The sequence below is a fragment of the Endozoicomonas sp. ALE010 genome (genome assembly GCF_049310165.1).
Lineage (GTDB): Bacteria > Pseudomonadota > Gammaproteobacteria > Pseudomonadales > Endozoicomonadaceae > Endozoicomonas.
In genome coordinates this window covers 36,956-57,286 of the sequence record NZ_JBLYNV010000024.1, presented here as the reverse complement: position 1 = coordinate 57,286, position 20,331 = coordinate 36,956, and the positions used below count along the sequence as shown (strand labels likewise).

General features: G+C 49.8%; 20 protein-coding genes and 2 pseudogenes. 16 read left to right on the top strand and 6 right to left on the bottom strand.

Features of this window, described 5'->3' with window-relative positions; translation table 11 throughout:
• Positions 1 to 2: 2 nt before the first annotated feature.
• The 3 genes from rpoC to ACO6UY_RS11870 all read left to right on the top strand — a co-directional run bounded on the left by rpoC (position 3) and on the right by ACO6UY_RS11870 (position 6,702).
• Positions 3 to 4,214, top strand: a complete 4,212-nt coding sequence (gene rpoC / locus ACO6UY_RS11880; RefSeq protein ID WP_422463180.1) for a DNA-directed RNA polymerase subunit beta' — start codon at positions 3 to 5, stop codon at positions 4,212 to 4,214.
• Positions 4,215 to 4,816: 602 nt separating this feature from the next.
• On the top strand, positions 4,817 to 5,797 hold the full coding sequence (locus ACO6UY_RS11875) for a hypothetical protein (protein ID WP_422490028.1): 981 nt from the start codon (positions 4,817 to 4,819) through the stop codon (positions 5,795 to 5,797).
• 146 nt (positions 5,798 to 5,943) lie between these two features.
• Complete coding sequence (locus ACO6UY_RS11870; protein WP_422490026.1) at positions 5,944 to 6,702, top strand: TlyA family RNA methyltransferase; 759 nt, start codon at positions 5,944 to 5,946, stop codon at positions 6,700 to 6,702.
• Here the strand turns inward: ACO6UY_RS11870 and ACO6UY_RS11865 are convergent, their stop codons facing one another.
• Complete coding sequence (locus ACO6UY_RS11865) at positions 6,703 to 7,062, bottom strand: hypothetical protein (protein WP_422447608.1); 360 nt, start codon at positions 7,060 to 7,062, stop codon at positions 6,703 to 6,705.
• Between ACO6UY_RS11865 and ACO6UY_RS11860 the strand changes: the two genes are divergently transcribed.
• Complete coding sequence (locus tag ACO6UY_RS11860; RefSeq protein WP_422490024.1) at positions 7,049 to 7,243, top strand: hypothetical protein; 195 nt, start codon at positions 7,049 to 7,051, stop codon at positions 7,241 to 7,243. The genes ACO6UY_RS11865 and ACO6UY_RS11860 overlap by 14 nt on opposite strands.
• A 70-nt stretch (positions 7,244 to 7,313) precedes the next feature.
• A complete protein-coding gene (locus tag ACO6UY_RS11855) occupies positions 7,314 to 7,907 on the top strand; it encodes a hypothetical protein (RefSeq protein ID WP_422447604.1) in 594 nt (197 codons plus the stop codon).
• A 27-nt stretch (positions 7,908 to 7,934) separates the two neighbouring features.
• Here the strand turns inward: ACO6UY_RS11855 and ACO6UY_RS11850 are convergent, their stop codons facing one another.
• Positions 7,935 to 8,198 (bottom strand): YihD family protein, encoded by a 264-nt coding sequence (locus ACO6UY_RS11850; RefSeq protein ID WP_422447602.1) that lies wholly within the window; start codon positions 8,196 to 8,198, stop codon positions 7,935 to 7,937.
• Positions 8,199 to 8,339: 141 nt separating this feature from the next.
• On the opposite strand from ACO6UY_RS11850, the gene ACO6UY_RS11845 reads away from it, so the two are divergent.
• Positions 8,340 to 8,717, top strand: coding sequence for a hypothetical protein (locus ACO6UY_RS11845; RefSeq protein WP_422463182.1), 378 nt, complete (start codon positions 8,340 to 8,342; stop codon positions 8,715 to 8,717).
• 33 nt (positions 8,718 to 8,750) lie between these two features.
• Here the strand turns inward: ACO6UY_RS11845 and ACO6UY_RS11840 are convergent, their stop codons facing one another.
• Together ACO6UY_RS11840 and ACO6UY_RS11835 are read right to left on the bottom strand one after the other, a co-directional pair.
• On the bottom strand, positions 8,751 to 9,125 hold the full coding sequence (locus ACO6UY_RS11840) for an IS3 family transposase (protein ID WP_422463184.1): 375 nt from the start codon (positions 9,123 to 9,125) through the stop codon (positions 8,751 to 8,753).
• A gap of 8 nt (positions 9,126 to 9,133) precedes the next feature.
• Positions 9,134 to 9,328, bottom strand: a complete 195-nt coding sequence (locus ACO6UY_RS11835) for a transposase (RefSeq protein WP_422463186.1) — start codon at positions 9,326 to 9,328, stop codon at positions 9,134 to 9,136.
• Between the two features lie 351 nt (positions 9,329 to 9,679).
• Between ACO6UY_RS11835 and yhhA the strand changes: the two genes are divergently transcribed.
• From yhhA to ACO6UY_RS11815, 4 genes are all read left to right on the top strand, one after another.
• Entirely contained in the window at positions 9,680 to 9,829 is a 150-nt protein-coding gene (yhhA, locus tag ACO6UY_RS11830) for a YhhA family cyclophane-containing RiPP (RefSeq protein ID WP_422447594.1), read from the top strand.
• Between the two features lie 5 nt (positions 9,830 to 9,834).
• Positions 9,835 to 10,971 (top strand): cyclophane-forming radical SAM/SPASM peptide maturase YhhB, encoded by a 1,137-nt coding sequence (gene yhhB, locus ACO6UY_RS11825; protein ID WP_422464001.1) that lies wholly within the window; start codon positions 9,835 to 9,837, stop codon positions 10,969 to 10,971.
• 4 nt (positions 10,972 to 10,975) lie between these two features.
• Positions 10,976 to 11,575 (top strand): cyclophane-containing peptide 2OG-Fe(II) oxygenase YhhC, encoded by a 600-nt coding sequence (yhhC, locus tag ACO6UY_RS11820; RefSeq protein ID WP_422447592.1) that lies wholly within the window; start codon positions 10,976 to 10,978, stop codon positions 11,573 to 11,575.
• Between the two features lie 396 nt (positions 11,576 to 11,971).
• Positions 11,972 to 12,307 (top strand): hypothetical protein, encoded by a 336-nt coding sequence (locus tag ACO6UY_RS11815; protein WP_422490022.1) that lies wholly within the window; start codon positions 11,972 to 11,974, stop codon positions 12,305 to 12,307.
• 151 nt (positions 12,308 to 12,458) lie between these two features.
• Here the strand turns inward: ACO6UY_RS11815 and istA are convergent.
• Positions 12,459 to 13,462 (bottom strand): annotated as a pseudogene (istA, locus tag ACO6UY_RS11810) (IS21 family transposase); the annotation flags it as partial.
• Between the two features lie 346 nt (positions 13,463 to 13,808).
• Between istA and ACO6UY_RS11805 the strand changes: the two are divergent.
• From ACO6UY_RS11805 to ACO6UY_RS11795, 3 genes and pseudogenes are all read left to right on the top strand, one after another.
• Complete coding sequence (locus tag ACO6UY_RS11805; protein ID WP_422461471.1) at positions 13,809 to 13,949, top strand: hypothetical protein; 141 nt, start codon at positions 13,809 to 13,811, stop codon at positions 13,947 to 13,949.
• Between the two features lie 148 nt (positions 13,950 to 14,097).
• Positions 14,098 to 14,724 (top strand): annotated as a pseudogene (locus ACO6UY_RS11800) (reverse transcriptase domain-containing protein); the annotation flags it as partial.
• A gap of 193 nt (positions 14,725 to 14,917) precedes the next feature.
• On the top strand, positions 14,918 to 15,133 hold the full coding sequence (locus tag ACO6UY_RS11795; protein WP_422447939.1) for a group II intron maturase-specific domain-containing protein: 216 nt from the start codon (positions 14,918 to 14,920) through the stop codon (positions 15,131 to 15,133).
• A 484-nt stretch (positions 15,134 to 15,617) separates the two neighbouring features.
• On the opposite strand, the gene glpX is transcribed toward ACO6UY_RS11795, so the two are convergent.
• On the bottom strand, positions 15,618 to 16,628 hold the full coding sequence (gene glpX / locus ACO6UY_RS11790) for a class II fructose-bisphosphatase (RefSeq protein WP_422447586.1): 1,011 nt from the start codon (positions 16,626 to 16,628) through the stop codon (positions 15,618 to 15,620).
• A gap of 501 nt (positions 16,629 to 17,129) precedes the next feature.
• Here glpX and rpsL point away from each other — a divergent pair.
• From rpsL to fusA, 3 genes are all read left to right on the top strand, one after another.
• Positions 17,130 to 17,504, top strand: coding sequence for a 30S ribosomal protein S12 (rpsL, locus tag ACO6UY_RS11785; protein WP_101748082.1), 375 nt, complete (start codon positions 17,130 to 17,132; stop codon positions 17,502 to 17,504).
• Positions 17,505 to 17,653: 149 nt separating this feature from the next.
• Positions 17,654 to 18,124: a 30S ribosomal protein S7 gene (gene rpsG, locus ACO6UY_RS11780; protein ID WP_101748087.1), complete on the top strand. Its 471-nt coding sequence runs from the start codon at positions 17,654 to 17,656 to the stop codon at positions 18,122 to 18,124.
• Between the two features lie 18 nt (positions 18,125 to 18,142).
• Positions 18,143 to 20,245 (top strand): elongation factor G, encoded by a 2,103-nt coding sequence (fusA, locus tag ACO6UY_RS11775; RefSeq protein ID WP_422447584.1) that lies wholly within the window; start codon positions 18,143 to 18,145, stop codon positions 20,243 to 20,245.
• Positions 20,246 to 20,331: the final 86 nt, after the last annotated feature.

Below are 20,331 nucleotides of genomic sequence, written 5' to 3'. Positions count from 1 at the left end.
TCTTGAAAGACTTATTGAATCTGCTCAAGACACAGGGCCAGACGGACGAATTCGACGCTATTCGGATTGCGCTGGCTTCACCGGACATGATCCGGTCCTGGTCATACGGCGAAGTGAAAAAGCCGGAAACCATCAATTACCGTACGTTCAAGCCTGAGCGTGACGGTCTGTTCTGTGCCAAGATTTTTGGCCCGGTCAAAGACTACGAGTGCCTCTGTGGCAAGTACAAGCGACTGAAGCACCGTGGTGTTATCTGTGAGAAGTGTGGTGTTGAGGTTGCCCTGGCCAAGGTGCGTCGTGAGCGCATGGGTCATATTGAGCTGGCCAGCCCGGTGGCCCACATCTGGTTCCTGAAATCCCTGCCATCCCGTATCGGTCTGTTGCTGGACATGACCCTGCGTGATATCGAGCGGGTACTGTACTTTGAATCTTACGTTGTTGTTGATCCGGGCATGACCACGCTGGAGAAAAACCAGCTGCTGTCGGATGAGCAATACTACGAAGCCTTGGAAGAGTTCGGTGATGACTTTGATGCCCGCATGGGTGCCGAAGCCATCAAGGGTCTGCTGGCAGATATCGACATCGAAGACGAAGTCAATACGCTGCGTGAAGAGATTCCACAGACCAACTCTGAAACCAAGCTGAAGAAGCTGAGCAAGCGTCTGAAGCTGCTGGAAGCGTTCCATAACTCAGGCAACAACCCTGAGTGGATGATCCTGACCGTTCTGCCGGTTCTGCCGCCAGATCTGCGCCCTCTGGTGCCGCTGGACGGTGGCCGTTTTGCCACGTCTGACCTGAACGATCTGTATCGCCGGGTGATCAACCGTAACAACCGTCTGAAGCGTCTGCTGGACCTGAACGCGCCGGACATCATCGTCCGTAACGAAAAGCGGATGTTGCAGGAGTCCGTTGACGCGCTGCTGGATAACGGCCGTCGTGGTCGTGCCATCACCGGTTCCAACAAGCGTCCCCTGAAGTCCCTGGCCGACATGATCAAGGGTAAGCAGGGTCGTTTCCGTCAGAACCTGCTGGGTAAGCGTGTAGACTACTCTGGTCGTTCGGTTATTACCGTAGGTCCTACCCTGCGTCTGCATCAGTGCGGTCTGCCCAAGAAGATGGCGCTGGAACTGTTCAAGCCATTTATCTTCGGTAAGCTGGAAGCCAAAGGTCTGGCTACCACCATTAAAGCCGCCAAGAAGATGGTTGAGCGGGAAACCCCTGAGGTGTGGGACGTTCTGGCGGATGTCATCCGCGAACACCCGGTCATGCTGAACCGTGCGCCAACCCTGCACCGTCTGGGTATTCAGGCGTTCGAACCGGTACTGATCGAAGGTAAGGCGATTCAGTTGCACCCACTGGTGTGTGCCGCCTATAACGCCGACTTCGACGGTGACCAGATGGCGGTGCACGTACCGCTGACGCTGGAAGCCCAGCTCGAAGCCCGTGCCCTGATGATGTCCACCAACAACATCCTGGCACCCGCCAACGGTGAGCCGATCATCGTACCTTCCCAGGACGTGGTACTGGGTCTGTACTACATCACCCGTGAGCGCATCAATGCCAAGGGTGAAGGCATGGCCTTCGTTGATATCGACGAAGTCATGCGAGCCTACCGCACCAAGGCGGTTGATCTGCATGCCCGCATCAAGGTCCGTGTCCATGAGAAATACCGGGACGGTGAAGGTGTCGAGCACGACAACAAGTTCCTGGCGGATACCACCGTTGGTCGAATGATCCTGTGGGATATCGTGCCTGAAGGTCTGCCTTTTGCCCTGGTTAACCAGGCCATGAAGAAGAAGGCGATCTCCGGCCTGTTGAATGCCTGTTACCGTAACGTTGGTCTGAAAGAAACCGTTATCTTCGCTGACCAGATGATGTATCTGGGCTTCCAGTACGCAACGATTTCCGGTACTTCCATCGGTGTTAACGATTTCGTTATTCCTCCTGAGAAGGCGCGCATCATCGATGATGCCAACGAAGAGGTTAAGGAAATCGAAAACCAGTTTGCTTCTGGTCTGGTCACTGCCGGTGAGAAGTACAACAAGGTTATCGATATCTGGTCCCGTGCCAACGAAATGCTGGCCAAGCGGATGATGGATAACCTGAAGTCCGACACGGTGATCAACAAGCAGGGCGAGGAAGAAGAGCAGGAATCCTTCAACAGCGTCTACATGATGGCAGACTCCGGTGCCCGGGGTAGTGCGGCACAGATTCGTCAGCTGGCGGGTATGCGTGGTCTGATGGCCAAGCCAGACGGCTCTATCATCGAAACGCCGATTACCGCCAACTTCCGTGAAGGTCTGAACGTACTCCAGTACTTCATCTCCACCCACGGTGCTCGTAAGGGTCTGGCGGATACCGCGCTGAAAACAGCGAACTCCGGTTACCTGACCCGTCGTCTGGTTGACGTTGCCCAGGATCTGGTGGTCACTGAAGACGACTGTGGCACCAGCGACGGCCTGCTGATGACGCCGCACATTGAAGGCGGTGATATCGTAGAGCCTTTGGGTGAGCGTATTCTGGGCCGTGTGGTGGCAGAAGACGTACTCAAGCCAGGCAGCGACAGTGAAATTGCTGTACCCGCCGGCACCCTGATTGATGAAATGTGGGTGAAGCGTCTCGAAACCATGAATGTTGACGAGATGCGCGTACGGTCCCCAATTACCTGTGAAACCCGTCACGGTATCTGTTCCAAGTGTTACGGCCGTGACCTGGGTCGTGGTCACCTGGTGAACAAGGGTGAGGCAGTGGGTGTTATCGCTGCACAGTCCATCGGTGAGCCGGGCACACAGCTGACGATGCGTACCTTCCACATCGGTGGTGCGGCATCGAGAAACGCAGCAGCAGACAGCGTAACGGTGAAGAACAAAGGTTCTATCCGTCTGCTGAACCTGAAGTCGGTTGAACGTAAGGATGGTACTCTGGTAGCGGTCAGCCGTTCCGGACAGCTGGCCATTGCTGATGAATTTGGCCGTGAGCGTGAGCGTTACAAGCTGCCTTACGGTGCAATGATTTCGGTGAAGGACGGCGATCTGGTGGAAGCAGGCCAGACCGTGGCCAAGTGGGATCCACACACTCACCCGATCATCACGGAAACCGCCGGTATTGTTGAATTCCAGGGTATGGATGAAAACATCACCGTGAAGACGCAGACAGACGAACTGACCGGTCTGTCCAATATGGAAGTGATGGATCCGAAGGATCGTCCGTCCGCCGGTAAGGATATTCGTCCAGCCATTCAGCTGAAAGATGCCAATGGTAACGAACTGAAGCTGCCAGGTACTGACGTTCCTGCCCAGTACTTCCTGCCAGCGAACGCCCTGGTGAACCTGGTGGATGGTGCCACGGTGGAAGTGGGTGCGGTACTTGCCCGTATTCCTCAGCAGTCTTCCGGTAACCGGGACATCACCGGTGGTCTGCCAAGGGTTGCTGACCTCTTTGAGGCCCGTAAGCCAAAAGAGCACTCGATCCTGGCGGAAATCTCCGGAACCATCGGCTTCGGTAAGGAAACCAAAGGTAAGAAACGTCTGGTGATTACACCGACTGACGGTACTGATCCTTATGAAGAACTGATTCCGAAATGGCGTCACCTCAACGTGTTTGAGGGTGAGCAGGTAACCCGCGGTGAAGTTATCTCCGACGGCCCGACCAATCCACACGACGTGCTGCGTCTGCTGGGTGTTGGTGAACTGGCTCGCTACATCGTTAACGAAATCCAGGACGTATACCGTCTGCAGGGTGTAAAGATTAACGATAAGCACATTGAGACCATTCTGCGTCAGATGCTGCGTAAGGTAGAAATCACCGATACCGGTGACTCGACCTTTATCCGTGGTGACCAGCTGGAGTACACACGCCTGCTGGAAGAGAATGACCGTGTTAACCGTGAAAACGGCTTCCCGGCCAAGTTCGAGCGCGTGCTGCTGGGTATTACCAAGGCATCTCTGGCAACAGAATCCTTCATCTCTGCGGCTTCCTTCCAGGAGACCACCCGTGTCCTGACCGAAGCGGCAGTAACCGGCAAGCGCGATTACCTGCGCGGCCTGAAGGAGAACGTGGTCGTTGGTCGTCTGATCCCGGCAGGTACCGGTCTGACTTACCACGCTGAGCGTCGTAAGGGACGTGAAGAAGTTGAGTTTGAGACCCCGGCCAAGGTATCGGCTTCTGAAGTCGAGCAGGCACTGTCTGATGCTTTGAACTTCGGTGAAGTTTAATTGCTGATCCGTTAAAGGCCTGCCTTTAACATCCAAAAAAAGCCACCTGACCGGTGGCTTTTTTTTGTCTGTTGAAAAAAAACAATAAATGTTTTGGGACTAGTACATGGTTTCAATGAGTTTGAGGGGTTATTGTGACTCCGCACTCCGTTCGTCCTGAGCCTGTCGAAGGGCGGAAACTCCGGACTCTGATAGATCGTGCCAAGCACCCTTCGACTCCGCTCAGGGTGAACGGAGATTGTACACGTTAAACTCATTGAAACCATGTACTGGTACAGAAAAGCGTTAATACCCGTACACCCCGTTCATCCTGAGCTTGCCGAAGGATGGTGCCACCGCACTTCAACAAGCTTTCACGAATGGTATGGGTATCAGCGCTTAACTGCACTAGACGGACGCTTAAGTCCGACAGGCTCCTGGTGACTTTATTGCTGATCAGCTTCCTGAGTTAGCCAACGAATATTTTACGCATACTTGACGGTGTGTGTAGTTATACAGGGGAACTGGTGTTTCTTCCTAGCACTCTAAATACCCGGTTTGTGTCTGTTATTCCAATAATGGTTGGACTCATCCAGCCACTATGGTTTTCAGGGGATTGAGGTGTGGAAGCGTTAGCTGTCAAAACAGCTGGTTCACGGAATCTGACTCAGCCCGGTCCTGCAGGGGAGGGCGGCCGTTTACAGAGGGCAAGAGCCTGGGTGTGGGATGTCTGTGTTCCTGTGACCAAAAAGCTGTTGCCTGTTGTTGGAAACACTTACCGGGAGCATAAAACCTGGTGTGAACGATTGGGAGGGGTGGGGGTGGTGGCCGGTATTGGTCTCTACACCGGTATGATTTCCCTTCCTACGATTTTTTACCTTGGGGGTGGGTTTGCGGCGGGGGCGCTTTACTATCGTGGCCCAGTGAGGGAAGAAAGTAATCCTGGTGTGACGTCTAGTGATCCTCCGCCCACTTTGCCCGGGCTATCAGGAGATGGCCGATGCTCAAAACACGACATTGTCGCATTAATGAAAGTCCTTGATGATCTGCTGATGAAATTTTCAGATTTGAATGCCAGGGTGGATGCCCTGACAGCCGAGAGGACAATGGCTGCGGTTAATCGATTGAATCAAGAGGCATCCAGAAAGAAGGAAGCGACAGAGCAAGGCCTGCCGGATGATGTCAGCCTGAAAGAAGCCTTGCAGATTGCCTGTGTGATAAGACCTCGCATCTTTCTTACCTTGCTGCATGAGTTATCAGGAGTGAGTTCAGCTGGAGAAGATGTGGGTAAAATTGTCAATAAGATTCTGGGGGAGACTTTTCACAACCCGTGCCCTGAAATACGTCGGACGCGTCGAGCGGATTATGAACAATTGGCAGACGCTTTTCTTGAGTCAGGCAAAGCGGGTTCCCGGGGTAAAAGAGGGCGGCTTGTGTCTCAAAAAGTGCAGGTTGATATTCTTCACGGGATAACTGCTCCGTGGACCATAGCGGATGAAGGCAGGGCGCAAGAAGTGATGCATAAAATAGATAAAGTCGCCAGTTTGGCACTTTATCAGTGGAAAGCGGCCCGTAAAGATGCGGATGAAGCGCGCTTTCGTTAATTCTTCCAGTATCCGTGATTGTGATTATTCCCCATGACAGGTTTCAGTTAAAACCCCTCACTGAGTATGGCCATTGCAATACCTGAACTGATTTGCGACTGGTGTATAATGCCGGATCCGTTTTCGTTTCTATTTAAAGTTTATTTATGCGCAGACTCGATCTTATTCTTGTGGATCAGGGTAAAGTGTCTTCCCGAAGTCGGGCCCAGCGATTAATCAGTGAAGGCAGGGTGAAAGTCCGGCAGTCAGGAGGCTGGGAAACACCGGGCAAAGCGGGTCAGAAATACCCTGACTGGGTTGAGATTGATATCTGTCAGGATGAAGCCGATCAATTTGTCTCCCGGGGCGGAATGAAACTGGCCGGAGCACTGGCGATGTCAGGTATATCCCTGACCGGTGCGACCGTGATTGATGTTGGCCAGTCTACCGGTGGGTTTACGGATTGTGCATTACAGGCCGGGGCGTCCAGAGTCATAGGGGTTGAGGTGGGTCATGGTCAGCTGGTCGAGACGCTGCGTCAGGATCCCAGGGTGGTCTGTCTGGAAGGGATGAATGCCCGTGCATTGCCTGCTGCACTCCTTGACCATACGGATCAGCAACAGGGATTTGATCTTGCGGTTATGGATGTGTCGTTTATTTCCCAAACCAGAATTTTGCCATCGCTGGTGCCTCTGCTAAAGCAGGGAGGGCAGCTGCTGAGCCTGGTGAAACCCCAGTTTGAGGTGGGGCCCGGCGGTCTGGGTAAGGGAGGAATTGTCAAGGATTCCCGGTTGTATCCAGAGGTTGAGCAATCAATCAAAGCCTGCTGCATTGAGCTTGATTTACAGGTTCGTGGTTATTTTGACAGCCCGATTACCGGTGGTGATGGCAATCGTGAGTTTTTTATCTGGGCTCAGCGCCAATGATCATGGACCCAGTTTCCATACTTTGATGGGCAGTGTGTAGTGTTTGATAACGGTCTTCAGTCGCTGCCAGTGGGAATGCTCCTCTGCCGTTTTGAGAATCAGAACAATCCCCGCTTTTTTCCCGGTCAGCATGCTGTAGTTTAATGACTGACCGATTGCCTCCGGCCACTTTCGGGCAAATTCAATCTCAATGGCGTATTGATCCGTAAGGCAGTCAATACGTCGGCCGTCTTTTAGCCGGTGTTCCACTTTACCATCCATCCCTTCACACCAGACTTGCTGATACCAGGACTCTGATGGCTGTGCCCTGCTCACTGCGGCTGATGCCGAAATGGTCAACGCTAAAATGGAGCCGGTCATTCTGTTGAGTGCTGTGGTCATCGAGTTTTCTGAGGCCTTTTCAGACTGTTTGCATCGGCAGGACCGGGAAAAAAAGGAGATGGCTTTGTGGTTGGAAGGATTTGGTTTTCAGGCAATCAGCCAATTAGAAAAAAAACAACGTTGTGCTAGTTTTAACCACACCCTGTCAAGTAATGATTGAGGTTAGTGCAATGTACTTTGTCAAACTTTGCCGGTTCTGGGTCCCTTCCTTGTTTTTCGTGGCTCTCAATATGTTTTCACCTGGTGCCCTTGCCGACCATGAGGAAGCTTGTGACTGGGGACAGAACAGAGTCACGGCCTATGAATCCGGTTTTCGTGGAGTCCTGCCGCCAACAGCTGATGAATGGAACCATCAGAGTTATGAGGTGCTTGGCAAGAGAGATGGCCTGAAAACCTGGCTGATTCGTTATGACGATCACTTCTACCGGGGAGGTGAGCTGGAAAGTGCTGAAGGTGCCCACAGTCTTGCCAACCTTGGCATAAAAACCGTTTTTGCCATCACCTCGGCTGATAAAGAGCGTGAATGGCTGGAAAGTGAGGGTATTAAAGTTGTTGATTTATCCTTTGACAAGAATGCCAGCCTTGACCAGAGCCAAATCCGGCATATTGCGGAACAATTGAGTGCTCATCCTGCTCCGGTGTATGTGCACTGCGTGGGAGGCACCCAGCGTGGCGGTGTGGTGGGTATTATCTATCGTCTTTCCCACGGCTGGAAACCTGACCAGTCGCTGCTGGAATTTGCCTACCTGGGTGGCTCTTTGAAAGCTAATGATAATACCCTCAAGGCTGTTCTGAAGACATTGTCTTCAGGTGTGCAGCACTGACCTCTCAATAGTCGGCGCGTTCCCTGGTCATTTACAGCCACGGGCCTTGAGAAGCGCTTCCTTAAAATCGACCTCAACATCTTTGGCGAGGCCCGGAATCATCGCATCCGGAGCCTCGCCTTTCATTTTCAGATGATACATCAGCAGGTCATCCGTTACTTCGTGAAGAGGCCCTTTATGGCCAGCTTCTGTGGCCAGGGCCTCAATAATCTGTACCAGATTCAGGTGATCCTGTTTTTGCCACTGTGGGGAGAGGAGCTCGATCAATTCGTTAATTCTGTGACTGCTCATATTTCAGTACTCAAGGTGAAGGTTTGGAGGTGCTTCGCCGGTGTGGCAAGAGCACGAATCATCTGGAACTTTTCACTAGTTCCAAGTGTCTGACAGCAGTCTATCGAACAATTTTTTTTAAGCAAAACGGAATTATTATCTATGAATATTGGGGATGCAGCAGCACATCTTGCCATGTTTGGCCTTAAAACAATGACCACCAATGAAAGCTCGCTTTTCGGCTTCTCTCAGCCAAAATGGCAGAGTTATTCAGTGACGTTCGTTACCGGGACTTTTGGTAGTATCCTGGGCCTGTCGCAATGCGCTCTGGAGGGCTGGAGCCCATCAAGGCGCACAAAGCTTATGCTGGCAGTGAATGTGGCCACTGTGGCCTACAGCTTTAGGGCTATCCAACAAGAGATTGCTTTTCGTGCTGCCTGTTTGGGAGAGTTCAGGGAAACGGGTGTTATTAACCCGAATTGTGACTCCCCTTGTGAGTTGCTTGGTATGTCTGAAGATCAATGTGTAGTGGATTCATAGATGTGTAGTGGTCAAGTACAAATGGATACCTGATTAAGCCGCTTTCCTGAATTCCTGTTGTTCAAAGTCCTCAGGGCTCACGTAATCAAGATAGGAGTGAAGTCTGTGGTTGTTGTAGAACAAAATGTAATCAATAACCGCTGCTTCAACATCTGCTCTTGTTTCGAAAATATAATGATCAGTCCTTTCCCTTTTCAGGCTTCCAAAGAAGCGTTCGGTCACTGCATTATCCCAGCAATTTCCCTTACGGCTCATACTGCAGATCATGCCGTACTCCATGAGCTGAGCCTGATAGTCCAGAGAAGCATACTGACTCCCCTGATCCGAATGGTGGAGTACTGCCGGGCCAGGCCTACGGCGGCTCCCCCACGCCATTCTCAACGCCTCTAAAGGTAATTCTGTCGTCATGCGACTGTTCATTGACCAGCCCACGATTTTCCTTGAAGTTCTTTTATTCGCTGTTGATCAGGCGTCAGAGCTTGCTGCCCTTTGCCAGGAAAAGACATTTCCTTTTTTTCATTCTGCTCCCGTACCCAGCGTCTCAGGTTGCCATCATGGATACCAAGACTTCTGGCCACTTCTGTAGCAGCCTGCCCCTGTTCAACTACCATAGCAATGGCTTTACGCTAAAATTCCGGAGAATAATTCTTGCGCTGCTTTGTCACTTTCTACCTCGTCATCAACTGCACTATTGTGATTAACGAGGTGTCCTAAGTCATTAAACCACTTCAGTTGTGGGACTCTGTCCTATCCCGATTAAGCACTCTGCACCTCATGCATCGTGCAAGCATACAATCACACCTCTATGTTTCATGTTGTATTTCATTAAATATCATTGATTTACAGCAGTGCAGAAATATAAAATCGATAGCAATTAATAAGTTAGCGCGCTTCATTTTTTTTCTTGAGATACAGGGCAAAATACTTATATAATTCCCTTGCGACAAAAAAAGGATTAAAAAATGCAAGCTTCAACAACTACAAAAAACAAATTCGCACCAAGCAACTCAGCCAGTCCTGTTCTAGCCCGCCTTATGGAGGAAGTTAGAAATAGTAAGACTACCATGTCTAGATACGATAGAACTCATAATCGCCATAACAGAGGTCAGTAACCGTAGTGGAAGTACCTTTAGACACAGTATTAATTAAAACTGCAAGCCGGTGTAATTTAGACTGCTCTTATTGCTATGTTTACCAAGGCAAAGACACTAGTTGGGAGCAACAACCTAAACGAATGTCAGTTGAGACTATAAAGGTACTTTCCAACCGCTTAATAGAGCAGTCTTTAAAACAAAAGCAAGGTTTTGCTATAGTCTTGCATGGTGGCGAGCCATTATTATTAGGATATGATCGTCTGAAATTGTTGCTAACATTGCTGCGTGAAAAATTAGATGAACATCTTTACCCTATAAGCTTACAAACCAATGGTGGCCTTCTTACCAATAAGCTGCTTGATTTATTCTCCTCCAAAAGAGTTAGTGTATCTGTTAGTATTGACGGTAACAAATACGCGAATGATATTGCAAGAGTTGGACACAACGGAAAAAGTACATTTGCAAGTACGATCCAAGGAATTAAAAAATTAAGTAGTCACAAGGATAGCAGCTTCCTTTTTGCTGGAACTTTATCAGTAATCCAGCCATCAGTATCACCATCTGTTACATACAAATTCCTTAAAAGTCTAAATACACCAAGCATGGACTTCTTATTTCAAGATGGTAATCATGATTATCTCCCGAAAGGAAAGCTTTCTTTCGACTCCCTAGAATACGGAACATGGATGACGGAGCTTTTGGGAACGTACTTATCAGACCCAGAACCACCTAAAATTCCTAGCATTGATGACATTATAAAGTTGTCACTTGGTGGAGAGTCTTCAAAAGAAGGTCGAGGTGAGGAATCCTTTGGAATCCTTATTGTCGAAACTGATGGTGAGATAAGAAAAAATGATACTTTACGATTATCATTTGATGGTGCAGACTTCTTTTCTACCAGAAAAAATATTTCTAACACCCCATTGTCGGTGATACTAGATTCTCCCGAATTCATTGAGGCTTCAAAGCTACAACAACCTACAGCTAAAGAATGTGCTGAATGCCCTGTCTTGAAAGTATGTGGAGGAGGGATGCCCCTGTATAGATGGAGCGCAGCAAATGGTTATAATAACCCATCAGTATTTTGCAAAGATCATCGATTTTTCATTGAAAATATTAGCTCGCGTTTAGAAAGCTTGAATATAGAAAATGTAGAGTAATGGTATGTTTCCACAAATTGACAGCTATGAGCTAAAAACAAAACCATTTAAGTATTTTTTTGGAACTTCAAGTTCTCGTAAAGAAAATATTTTATCATGGATAGAATGGTTTGAAGATAGTGCACCATGGGAGCTTGTAGAGACAGATTTTTATGAACAGTATGAATTTAGCCTTTTACATACAGACTTACCTGAAAAAATATCCCATCTTTCAAGTGATGAAACACTTGCCCAACTGACCAATACTATCGAAAGCATATTTAAAGTGAAGCTTTCAGATAAAGTCGATGTTATCGCTCACAAGCTAGTAGCCGGGCAAACAATCCGCGTCCATAATGATTTTATTGACAAAGAAGGAAGAGAAACTCATAGAATTCTTTTTCAATTAAACAGAAACTACACTAAACACAGTGGTGGTCTTTTGATATTTTTTGAAGACCCAGAAAATGATAAATGGTCTGATATAATAGAACCAATATCCGCCTCGGTTCAGGGCTTTGAGATTTCGAAAAATTCACATCATGCTGTTAGCACTGTTCATGATGGTGAAAGATATACAATTGTCTATTCCTTTAGAGAAACATCTCCAAAAGAAATCATTTAATCCTCTCTTCACGGATTTGATACCTAATAAAAGGCGCATAAACGAATAAGGATAGATTGCGCCCGGCCGCAATCTTATCCTGTTGTAAGCGTTTAAACAGGGGGCAGACTCCAATGGCATTGACTTAAGGCCTCAGCCCTTGATAATTCAAGGCTTACTCGGAAAGAAGCGACTATAAAAAGTCACAAGCCTAAATATTTCCCTTCCGAGCAAGCCATGAACAAGTGTAGCCAAGAGTTTCTGTCCCTTGCAGATGAATGCCTTCACCAATTTGCACAGACTGAAAGTGATGAATTTTCATCAATCCTTACCTCTGATGGCCTTAACTCTTTTCAGAATTGTTACCCCGGCTGCAGGGAAAGCGATTTTCCACCCATCAAAACATTAACCTTGTTCATGCGGCAGGTGGCCAGTGACACCAAATCATGTCGCCACACCCTCATTGATGAAGCGAGAGAGCAGGTCGTCAGGGGCAACAAGAAGAAAGTGCCCAACACTGACACCAGCGCATATTGCAAAGCGAGGCAACGGTTGAGTGAAGCATCCCTAGGAGGTTTGTTGCGCATATCTGGCAATAGTCTTGATCACGCCTCACCAGAATCATGGCTATGGCATCAACGTCGTGTACTGCTTACTGATGGTTCAACATTGTTGATGCCTGACACCGAGAAAAATCAGAAAGAATATCCTCAGCCTGGCACACAAAAAAAGGGCTTGGTTTCCCGAACATAGGACAGCATATTGTTGGAAATCGGCCCGGTCGGTCGGAGCCAAGGGCCGTTAAGAAGCGGCCAAAACCCCATAAAAGGCTCCAGCATTAAAGGTCGCAGGCACGCAGACTCAAGAAATACCAAGGGAAGTGAGCTTAAGTCAGTGCCATTGGTACCCGGGCCTCTTTCCACTCAGCGTATTGATAACGCTCTGCAGGTAAAGGCTTGAGTGCCGGTTTGTCCAGCTCATCAAACAGTGAACGACGACTACCTTGTAATTTCTGGAACGGTTTGTTATTCAGCTCATCCAGCAGGCTTCGAATCGCTTTGTTCAGTGCAGGCAGGGTAAAGAATGTCTGGTTACGCAGGCTGGCCAGTATCCAGCGTTCGACCACCTGTACGGCAGATTCAACCTTGGCCTTATCCTGAGGTTTCCTGACCCGGGCGGGAACAACGGCTACCTGATAATGCTCAGCCAGATCCTGATAGGTGGGGTTGATCACCGGTTCATACCGATGGGGCTGTTTTACGCCTGATTTCAAATTATCAGGGACCAGTGTGCAGGGAGTGCCTCCAAAATAGTCAAAGGCACGTACATGAGAGCCGACCCAGTCCGGAATCGATTGGCTCCAGGTGGCTTCAGCATAGGTATAGTTGGAAGCTCCCAGTGTAGCGACAAAAATTTGTGTTTGTCGTACTTCACCAGTGTACTGGTCAACGACAGGCATCGTTTGACCTGCATAGTCAATAAAGAGTTTATCTCCGGCTATATGGTTTTGCCGCATGACCACATCCACCTGGTTCTTCCATGAGCGATATTGGTCACTGAACCAGCTGTACTGATAACCATCCGGATGACAGGCTTTGTACTCCTGCCAAAGTCGATCAGGGTCATACCGGGATGCCGCAGTTCCTGATGAATTTGGCTTCAGTCAGGCTGAGCCTGCTTGTTCCTGCCTGATGATGGTTTGACGGGGAACAATTGCTGCTCCAACGTATGCTCATCAATGGAGTCAGGCAGTGGCCAGGTCAGTTCAGAAACCGAAAGCCGGGCCAGATAATCTTTAACGGTTGAGCGGGAGATATTGCAGCTTTGGGCGATCTTTCGCTCACTGAGGTTGTGCTCAAATTTGAGCCTGAAAACTTCACGAATTTTGCGCATGGGCAGTCTCTTCATGATGCAATCCCGTCATCCTTGAAAGGGTCTCAAGAACGAGGGTAACGGTTATTGAAAAAGACTGCGTCGCTGGCTGGAAAAGGGTGGCCGGATGTTACCGGAATAGGTGGCCGAATGTTTCCGGAATCAGTGGCCGGATGTTACCGGAATGGGTGGCCGAATGCCTCCGGAATACCCACAACGGAGCAATCCGCTGTGATCGCAGTGCAGAAGACCGAAAATTGCTCCTGCATTTTCGGCATACGGGCTATCCATAGCCCTATCAGCAGACGGCATAGTAGGTGGTCTCCGGCCACTGAAGGCCAGAACAAATCTTGGAAAGTAATCATCGGGGAAGTGATTTCGGATGGCATCTGTTAAACAACTGTCGTTGTCTCGGGATAAAACAGAGGGTGAACCGGAAACGGGAGACCCGATTAAACCGCTCTTCACTGTAAAAAAGCATCTTTTGTTCATCTTTGATGGTGCGGGTACTGGACAGGAATAATCTGGTACGTGCACTGAAACAGGTTCAACGTAATAAACGAGCCACAGGTATTGATGGCATGACCGTTGATGAACTTCCAGACTTCCTGAAACAACACTGGCCAAAGATTCGGCAGTAACTGGCAGAAGGAGCCTGCCAATCCAGGCCCGTGCTGCGGGTGGAAATCCCAAAACCGGATGGCCGCAAACGCAAGCTGGGTATTCCTACCGTACTTGACCGACTGATACAGCAGGCTGTTGCCCATATTATGCAGGAAGAGTGGGACAGCAAATTCCATAACAACAGTTACGGTTTTCGCCCTCACCGGAATGCACATCGAGCCATACGTCACGCACAATCAGTCATACGAGACGGAAACAGCTGGGTGGTGGGCGGCGACCTTGAGGCATTCTTTGATAATGTCAATCATGATTTATTGATGACACAACTCAAAGCTCACCATAAGGATGCCACTCTGCTTCGGTTAATCAACCGTTATCTGAAAACGGGTGTTTGCATTAATGGAACAAAGCAAGCCAGTGTGAAAGGTGTACCACAAGGTGGCCCTTTGTTGCCTGTTCTTTCAAACATAGTGCTGAATAATCTGGACTGGGAACTGGAAAAGCGGAACCTTCGGTTTGCTCGTTATGCCGATGACAGCGTAATTTTCGTCAGAAGCAAAACAGTGGGTGAGCGCGTGATGAAAAGCCTGCAACGTTATCTTGGAGAATCACTGCGACTCACAGTGAATACCCAGGAAAGCGCAGCAGGCCGACCTTGGGAGCGCAGATTCCTTGGATTTACGTTCAGTCGACGGGTGTTAAAAGTAAAAGTCAGTGATAAAGCGTTGACCACACTGAAAACGACCGTTAAACAACTGAGCCGTCGAACGAGAGGCCATTCAATCATCCGGATTATTGCAGAGCTTAGAAAATCCCTGCTTGGTTGGGCTGGTTTTTGCTCCTGCAAAACCAGGCTTCCCATCGTCCGTGGTGGTCAAAGCGTATTTCGACATTGCCGAAATACTGAGTCCTCTGCGAGATTTGGACAAATGGATTCGACGACGATTACGGTGTTATATCCTGAAGCAATGGGGCAGCAAAGGCTACCGAATGTTGAGGCTTCTGGGAGTAAGTCGTTTCCTTGCGTGGAATACGGCAAAATCAGCTCATGGACCTATGCGGTTGAGTGGTAGTCGGCACTAACTCAAGCATTGCCGAATAGATATTTCAAGAACCTCGGGCTGCCAGAATTGGCGGCAAGATGAATACAGAGTAGATTTGAAACGCCGTGCTACGTGATCCGTATGGCCGGTGTTGTGGGAGGAGCAGAGTTGTGAGACTCTGCACTATCCCGATTGCTCTTGTACATGGTTTCAATTAGTTTGACAGGTTGTGGTGCCTTCGCACTCCGTTCGTCCTGAGCCTGTCGAAGGGCGGAAACTTAGATCGTGCCAAGCACCCTTCGACTCCGCTCAGGGTGAACGGAGATTGTACCCCACTTTCACCACCAAAATAACGTAATCATCTGATTTTGAACCATATATTCTATTCGAATATATGGTTGGCACGATATTTAATCGTTTAAAATCAAAATGTTACCAAGGGGTGGTGAAGGTCGGTTGTACGCATCAAACCCATTGAATTGGTTTACCAGACGGGCGCTATTCCCAGACAACCTCCTGGTGGGTTAAAGAATGATGTTCTTAATATCATCATCCTTGCGATCCAGATAGTGTGTGGACTGGATGCGGCGGATGGTTCGGGATTTACCGCGAACCACCAGGGTTTCGGTAGTGGCGATATTGCCGGTGCGCATAATGCCCTGGAGCAAATCACCCTTGGTAATGCCGGTGGCTGAAAAGACGACGTTATCGGAACTGGCCATATCATCCAGGCGCAGTACTTTACCCGGCTCTACTCCCATTTCCCGGCAGCGTTCCGCTTCCAGTCGGCCTGCTTCAATGTTTTCCGGCGTTTCCCCCTTGGCTTTGTCACGGGTTACCAGACGGCCGTGCATATCACCACCCAGTGCCCGGATAACGGCTGCAGAAACTACGCCTTCCGGTGCTCCGCCCACGCAGTACATCAGGTCAACTTCGCTGTCGGGAATGCAGGTAAGAATGGAAGCAGCAACATCCCCGTCGGGAATGGCAAAGACGCGAACACCCATGCTCTGCATCATGGCAATGGCGGCATCATGGCGTGGTTTGGCGAGGGTGATGACCACCAGACTCTCGACGGGTTTGTGCAGGGCGCGGGCGACATTACGGATATTCTCACGCAGCCCCAGATTCAGGTCGATCACGCCTTTGGCGCCCGGTCCACAGACCAGCTTCTCCATATACATGTCCGGCGCTTTCAAAAAGGAGCCTTTTTCACCGGCAGCCAGAACGGCGATGGCGTTATTCTGGCCCATGGCCGTCATGCGTGTGCCTTCAATCGGGTCGACAGCAATATCAATGCTTTCACCATTGCCGGTGCCGACTTTTTCACCAATATACAGCATGGGTGCTTCGTCGATTTCTCCTTCACCGATCACAATCTCACCGTGCATATCGACTTTATTCAGCATGGTGCGCATGGCTTCGACGGCAGCACCGTCAGCGGCATTTTTATCGCCTCGTCCCAGCCATTTATAACCTGCCAGGGCGGCGGCTTCGGTGACCCGTGAAAATTCGATTGCCAGTTCGCGTTTCATTGAGTTTTAAACTTTGAAGGTGTGTGGGGTGGCGACTTTAGCATATCTGGTAATGCTCTGGCAGCGCTTATCACTTGTTCGGGGAAGTGATTGCCGGATAAGGGGCATTTATTAAAGAATATATAAATCATTAGGTTATCTGTTTTTTCTGGCTTTCCTGCGTTAACTTTTTTGCCCGTAAATTATCTTCCCTGTCTTTGGTTAGCCCTCCTTAAAACAGTAAGAATCCCCTGTTAAACACGCTTCTGTGCCAGAGTATGGGATATTTCTCGCTTTATATGGCTGAATCCCCTACTTGACGTTGCTTTTGTCGATCCGTAGAATTTCTGCGCTTTATTTTGCCCGTGGTTCGCTTCTTGTGAGTTAGTCGTGGACCGGGTCGTATAAGCCGGTTTCTGCCGGCTTTTGCTGTTTAAAGCAGGAGTCTGGACTGCTCTTTCCTCTGACGGTTCAGACTCAACACTTAGAAACGGTTCTCGAATAGAGATTGGAGTTTGCTGAATGGCAACAATTAACCAGCTGGTGCGCAAGCCCCGGAAGCGTAAGGTTAGAAAGACGGACGTGCCTGCGCTGCAGGCCTGTCCTCAGCGTCGCGGGGTTTGTACCCGTGTTTATACTACTACCCCTAAAAAGCCTAACTCTGCGCTGCGTAAAGTATGTCGTGTGCGTTTGACCAACGGCTTTGAAGTGACTTCCTACATCGGTGGTGAAGGTCACAACCTGCAAGAGCACAGTGTTGTTCTGATCCGTGGCGGTCGTGTAAAGGACTTGCCAGGTGTTCGTTACCACACCGTTCGCGGTAGCCTGGATACCCAGGGTGTTAACGACCGTAAGAAGGGCCGTTCCAAGTACGGTACCAAGAGACCTAAGGGCTAGAAACTAGTTGCAAGAGACTAGTGTCAAGCCGGGTAAAAATTTTTTTAATATCAGGTTGATGAGAGTAAGGCCAGGTCACTGCTTTTTTGTATCGAAAAAGTCATTGATTGATCCTGGATTACCTGAAGACCGACGTAGAGGGCTTATCAATGCCAAGAAGACGCGTAGTCGCTAAGCGCGACGTGCTGCCAGATCCTAAGTTTGGCAACAAAACACTCACTAAATTCATCAACCACGTGATGGTCAGCGGTAAGAAATCTGTCGCTGAAAAGATCGTATATGGTGCCCTGGACATCGTTCTGGAGCGTACCAATAAGGAGCCTCTGGAGCTGTTCGAAAAAGCTCTGGAAACCATCGCTCCTATGGTAGAGGTTAAGTCTCGCCGTGTTGGTGGTGCCACTTACCAGGTACCCGTTGAAGTTCGCCCTGCCCGTCGTACTGCCCTGGCCATGCGCTGGCTGGTAGACGCTGCGCGCAAGCGTGGTGAAAAGTCCATGAAACTCCGCCTGGCTGGAGAGCTGCTGGACGCTGCCGAAAGCAAGGGTGCTGCCGTTAAGAAGCGTGAAGACGTGCATCGTATGGCTGAAGCCAACAAGGCATTCTCCCACTACCGTTTCTAAGTATCAGAGGATTGAGTCGTGGCCCGTAAAACCCCGATCAACCGCTATCGCAACATTGGTATCTGTGCCCATGTTGACGCGGGTAAGACAACGACCACAGAACGTGTTTTGTTTTACACCGGTCTGAGCCATAAAATTGGTGAAGTTCATGATGGTGCTGCCACCATGGACTGGATGGAGCAGGAGCAGGAGCGTGGTATCACCATTACCTCTGCTGCTACTACCTGTTTCTGGCGTGGTATGGATGCTCAGTTTGACGAGCACCGTATCAACATCATCGACACCCCGGGACACGTTGACTTTACCATCGAGGTAGAGCGTTCCCTGCGTGTACTCGACGGTGCTGTCGTCGTACTGTGTGGTTCTTCCGGTGTTCAGCCTCAGACTGAAACCGTCTGGCGTCAGGCAGACAAGTACGAAGTTCCCCGTATGGTCTTCGTCAACAAGATGGACCGCACCGGTGCTGATTTCGAAATGGTGATCAGCCAGCTGCGTGACCGTCTGAATGCCAACGCTGTACCCATGCAGATGACCATCGGTGCCGAAGACGAGTTCAAGGGCGTGGTTGACCTCGTTAAGATGAAATCCATCATCTGGAGCGAAGAAGACCAGGGTATGAGCTTCACTTACGAAGACATTCCTGCCGACATGGAAGCGCTGTGCGCAGAAATGCGTGAGTACATGGTCGAAGCTGCTGCTGAAGCCACTGAAGAACTGATGGAAAAATACCTGGAAGAGGGTGATCTGTCAGAAGAAGAGATCAAGGCCGGTATCCGTGCCCGTACTCTGGCCAATGAAATCATCCCGGTGTTTGGCGGCTCTGCCTTCAAGAACAAGGGTGTACAGGCTGTTCTGGACGCCGTTATCGAGCTGATGCCTTCGCCAAAAGAAGTGAAGGCAATCGAAGGTATCCTGGACGACGCAGAAGGTACGGTTGCTACCCGTGAAGCGGATGACAACGCGCCTTTTTCCGCTCTGGCGTTCAAGATTGCCACCGACCCGTTCGTGGGTACTCTGACCTTCGTTCGTAACTACTCCGGCGTTCTGAACTCTGGTGACACGGTATACAACCCGGTTAAGCACAAGAAAGAGCGTGTTGGCCGAATGGTACAGATGCACGCTAACAACCGTGAAGAGCTGAAAGAGTGCGTCGCTGGTGACATTGTAGCGCTGATCGGCATGAAAGATGTCACCACCGGTGACACTCTGTGTGCCATGGACAGCATTATCACTCTGGAGCGCATGGAGTTTCCGGAGCCGGTAATCTCTGTTGCGGTTGAGCCAAAGACCAAGGCTGACCAGGAAAAAATGGGTATCGCTCTGGGCAAACTGGCCCAGGAAGATCCATCTTTCCGCGTACACACTGACGAAGAGAGTGGCCAGACCATTATCTCCGGTATGGGTGAGCTGCACCTGGACATCATCGTTGACCGTATGCGTCGCGAGTTCAAGGTAGAAGCGAACATTGGTAAGCCACAGGTTGCCTACCGTGAGAAGCTGAAAGGCTCTGTTGACGCTAACCACAAGTTTGCCAAGCAGTCTGGTGGTCGCGGTCAGTACGGTCACGTTGTTGTTGAGTTCTCGCCTGCTTCCGACGGTGAAGAAGGTCTGGAATTCATCAACGAAATCGTGGGTGGTGTGATTCCGAAGGAATACATCCCGGCTATCCAGAAAGGTATCGAAGAACAGATGAAGAACGGCGTTATCGCCGGCTACCCGCTGCTGGGTCTGAAAGCTCGTCTGTACGATGGTTCTTTCCACGATGTTGACTCTAACGAAATGGCGTTTAAAATCGCTGCTTCGCAGGCTCTGAAGAAATACGCGCCTCAGGCCAAGCCTGTCCTGATGGAGCCTATGATGAAGGTCGAGGTGGTAACACCAGAAGACTACATGGGTGACGTTATGGGCGACCTGAACCGTCGTCGCGGTATTGTTCAGGGGATGGAAGATACACCTTCTGGCAAGGTGATTAATGCTCAGGTGCCGCTGGGTGAAATGTTCGGCTACGCTACCGATCTGCGTTCAGCAACTCAGGGGCGTGCAACATACTCCATGGAATTCCATGAGTATGCCGAAGCGCCCGCCAGCATTGCTGAAGCGGTCATCAAAAACCAGGGTTGATATTAACTAAGGGGTTCTGACCGTCGGCTTCCCGGGAATAACCGTTTTTTTTATGTTTTTTTAACATGAGAAATTCTTTCCGGTGA

Excerpts from the sequence above, each read along its gene's own strand:
- rpsG (WP_101748087.1), top strand. The coding sequence starts at position 17,654 with ATGCCAAGAAGACGCGTAGTCGCTAAGCGCGACGTGCTGCCAGATCCT.
- glpX (WP_422447586.1), bottom strand. The coding sequence starts at position 16,628 with ATGAAACGCGAACTGGCAATCGAATTTTCACGGGTCACCGAAGCCGCC.
- yhhA (WP_422447594.1), top strand. The coding sequence starts at position 9,680 with ATGCAAGCTTCAACAACTACAAAAAACAAATTCGCACCAAGCAACTCA.
- ACO6UY_RS11805 (WP_422461471.1), top strand. The coding sequence starts at position 13,809 with ATGGCATCTGTTAAACAACTGTCGTTGTCTCGGGATAAAACAGAGGGT.
- ACO6UY_RS11815 (WP_422490022.1), top strand. The coding sequence starts at position 11,972 with ATGCGGCAGGTGGCCAGTGACACCAAATCATGTCGCCACACCCTCATT.
- ACO6UY_RS11835 (WP_422463186.1), bottom strand. The coding sequence starts at position 9,328 with ATGGTAGTTGAACAGGGGCAGGCTGCTACAGAAGTGGCCAGAAGTCTT.
- ACO6UY_RS11860 (WP_422490024.1), top strand. The coding sequence starts at position 7,049 with ATGGAGCCGGTCATTCTGTTGAGTGCTGTGGTCATCGAGTTTTCTGAG.
- ACO6UY_RS11870 (WP_422490026.1), top strand. The coding sequence starts at position 5,944 with ATGCGCAGACTCGATCTTATTCTTGTGGATCAGGGTAAAGTGTCTTCC.
- rpsL (WP_101748082.1), top strand. The coding sequence starts at position 17,130 with ATGGCAACAATTAACCAGCTGGTGCGCAAGCCCCGGAAGCGTAAGGTT.
- ACO6UY_RS11865 (WP_422447608.1), bottom strand. The coding sequence starts at position 7,062 with ATGACCGGCTCCATTTTAGCGTTGACCATTTCGGCATCAGCCGCAGTG.
- ACO6UY_RS11855 (WP_422447604.1), top strand. The coding sequence starts at position 7,314 with ATGTTTTCACCTGGTGCCCTTGCCGACCATGAGGAAGCTTGTGACTGG.
- ACO6UY_RS11850 (WP_422447602.1), bottom strand. The coding sequence starts at position 8,198 with ATGAGCAGTCACAGAATTAACGAATTGATCGAGCTCCTCTCCCCACAG.
- ACO6UY_RS11840 (WP_422463184.1), bottom strand. The coding sequence starts at position 9,125 with ATGACGACAGAATTACCTTTAGAGGCGTTGAGAATGGCGTGGGGGAGC.
- yhhC (WP_422447592.1), top strand. The coding sequence starts at position 10,976 with ATGTTTCCACAAATTGACAGCTATGAGCTAAAAACAAAACCATTTAAG.
- ACO6UY_RS11845 (WP_422463182.1), top strand. The coding sequence starts at position 8,340 with ATGAATATTGGGGATGCAGCAGCACATCTTGCCATGTTTGGCCTTAAA.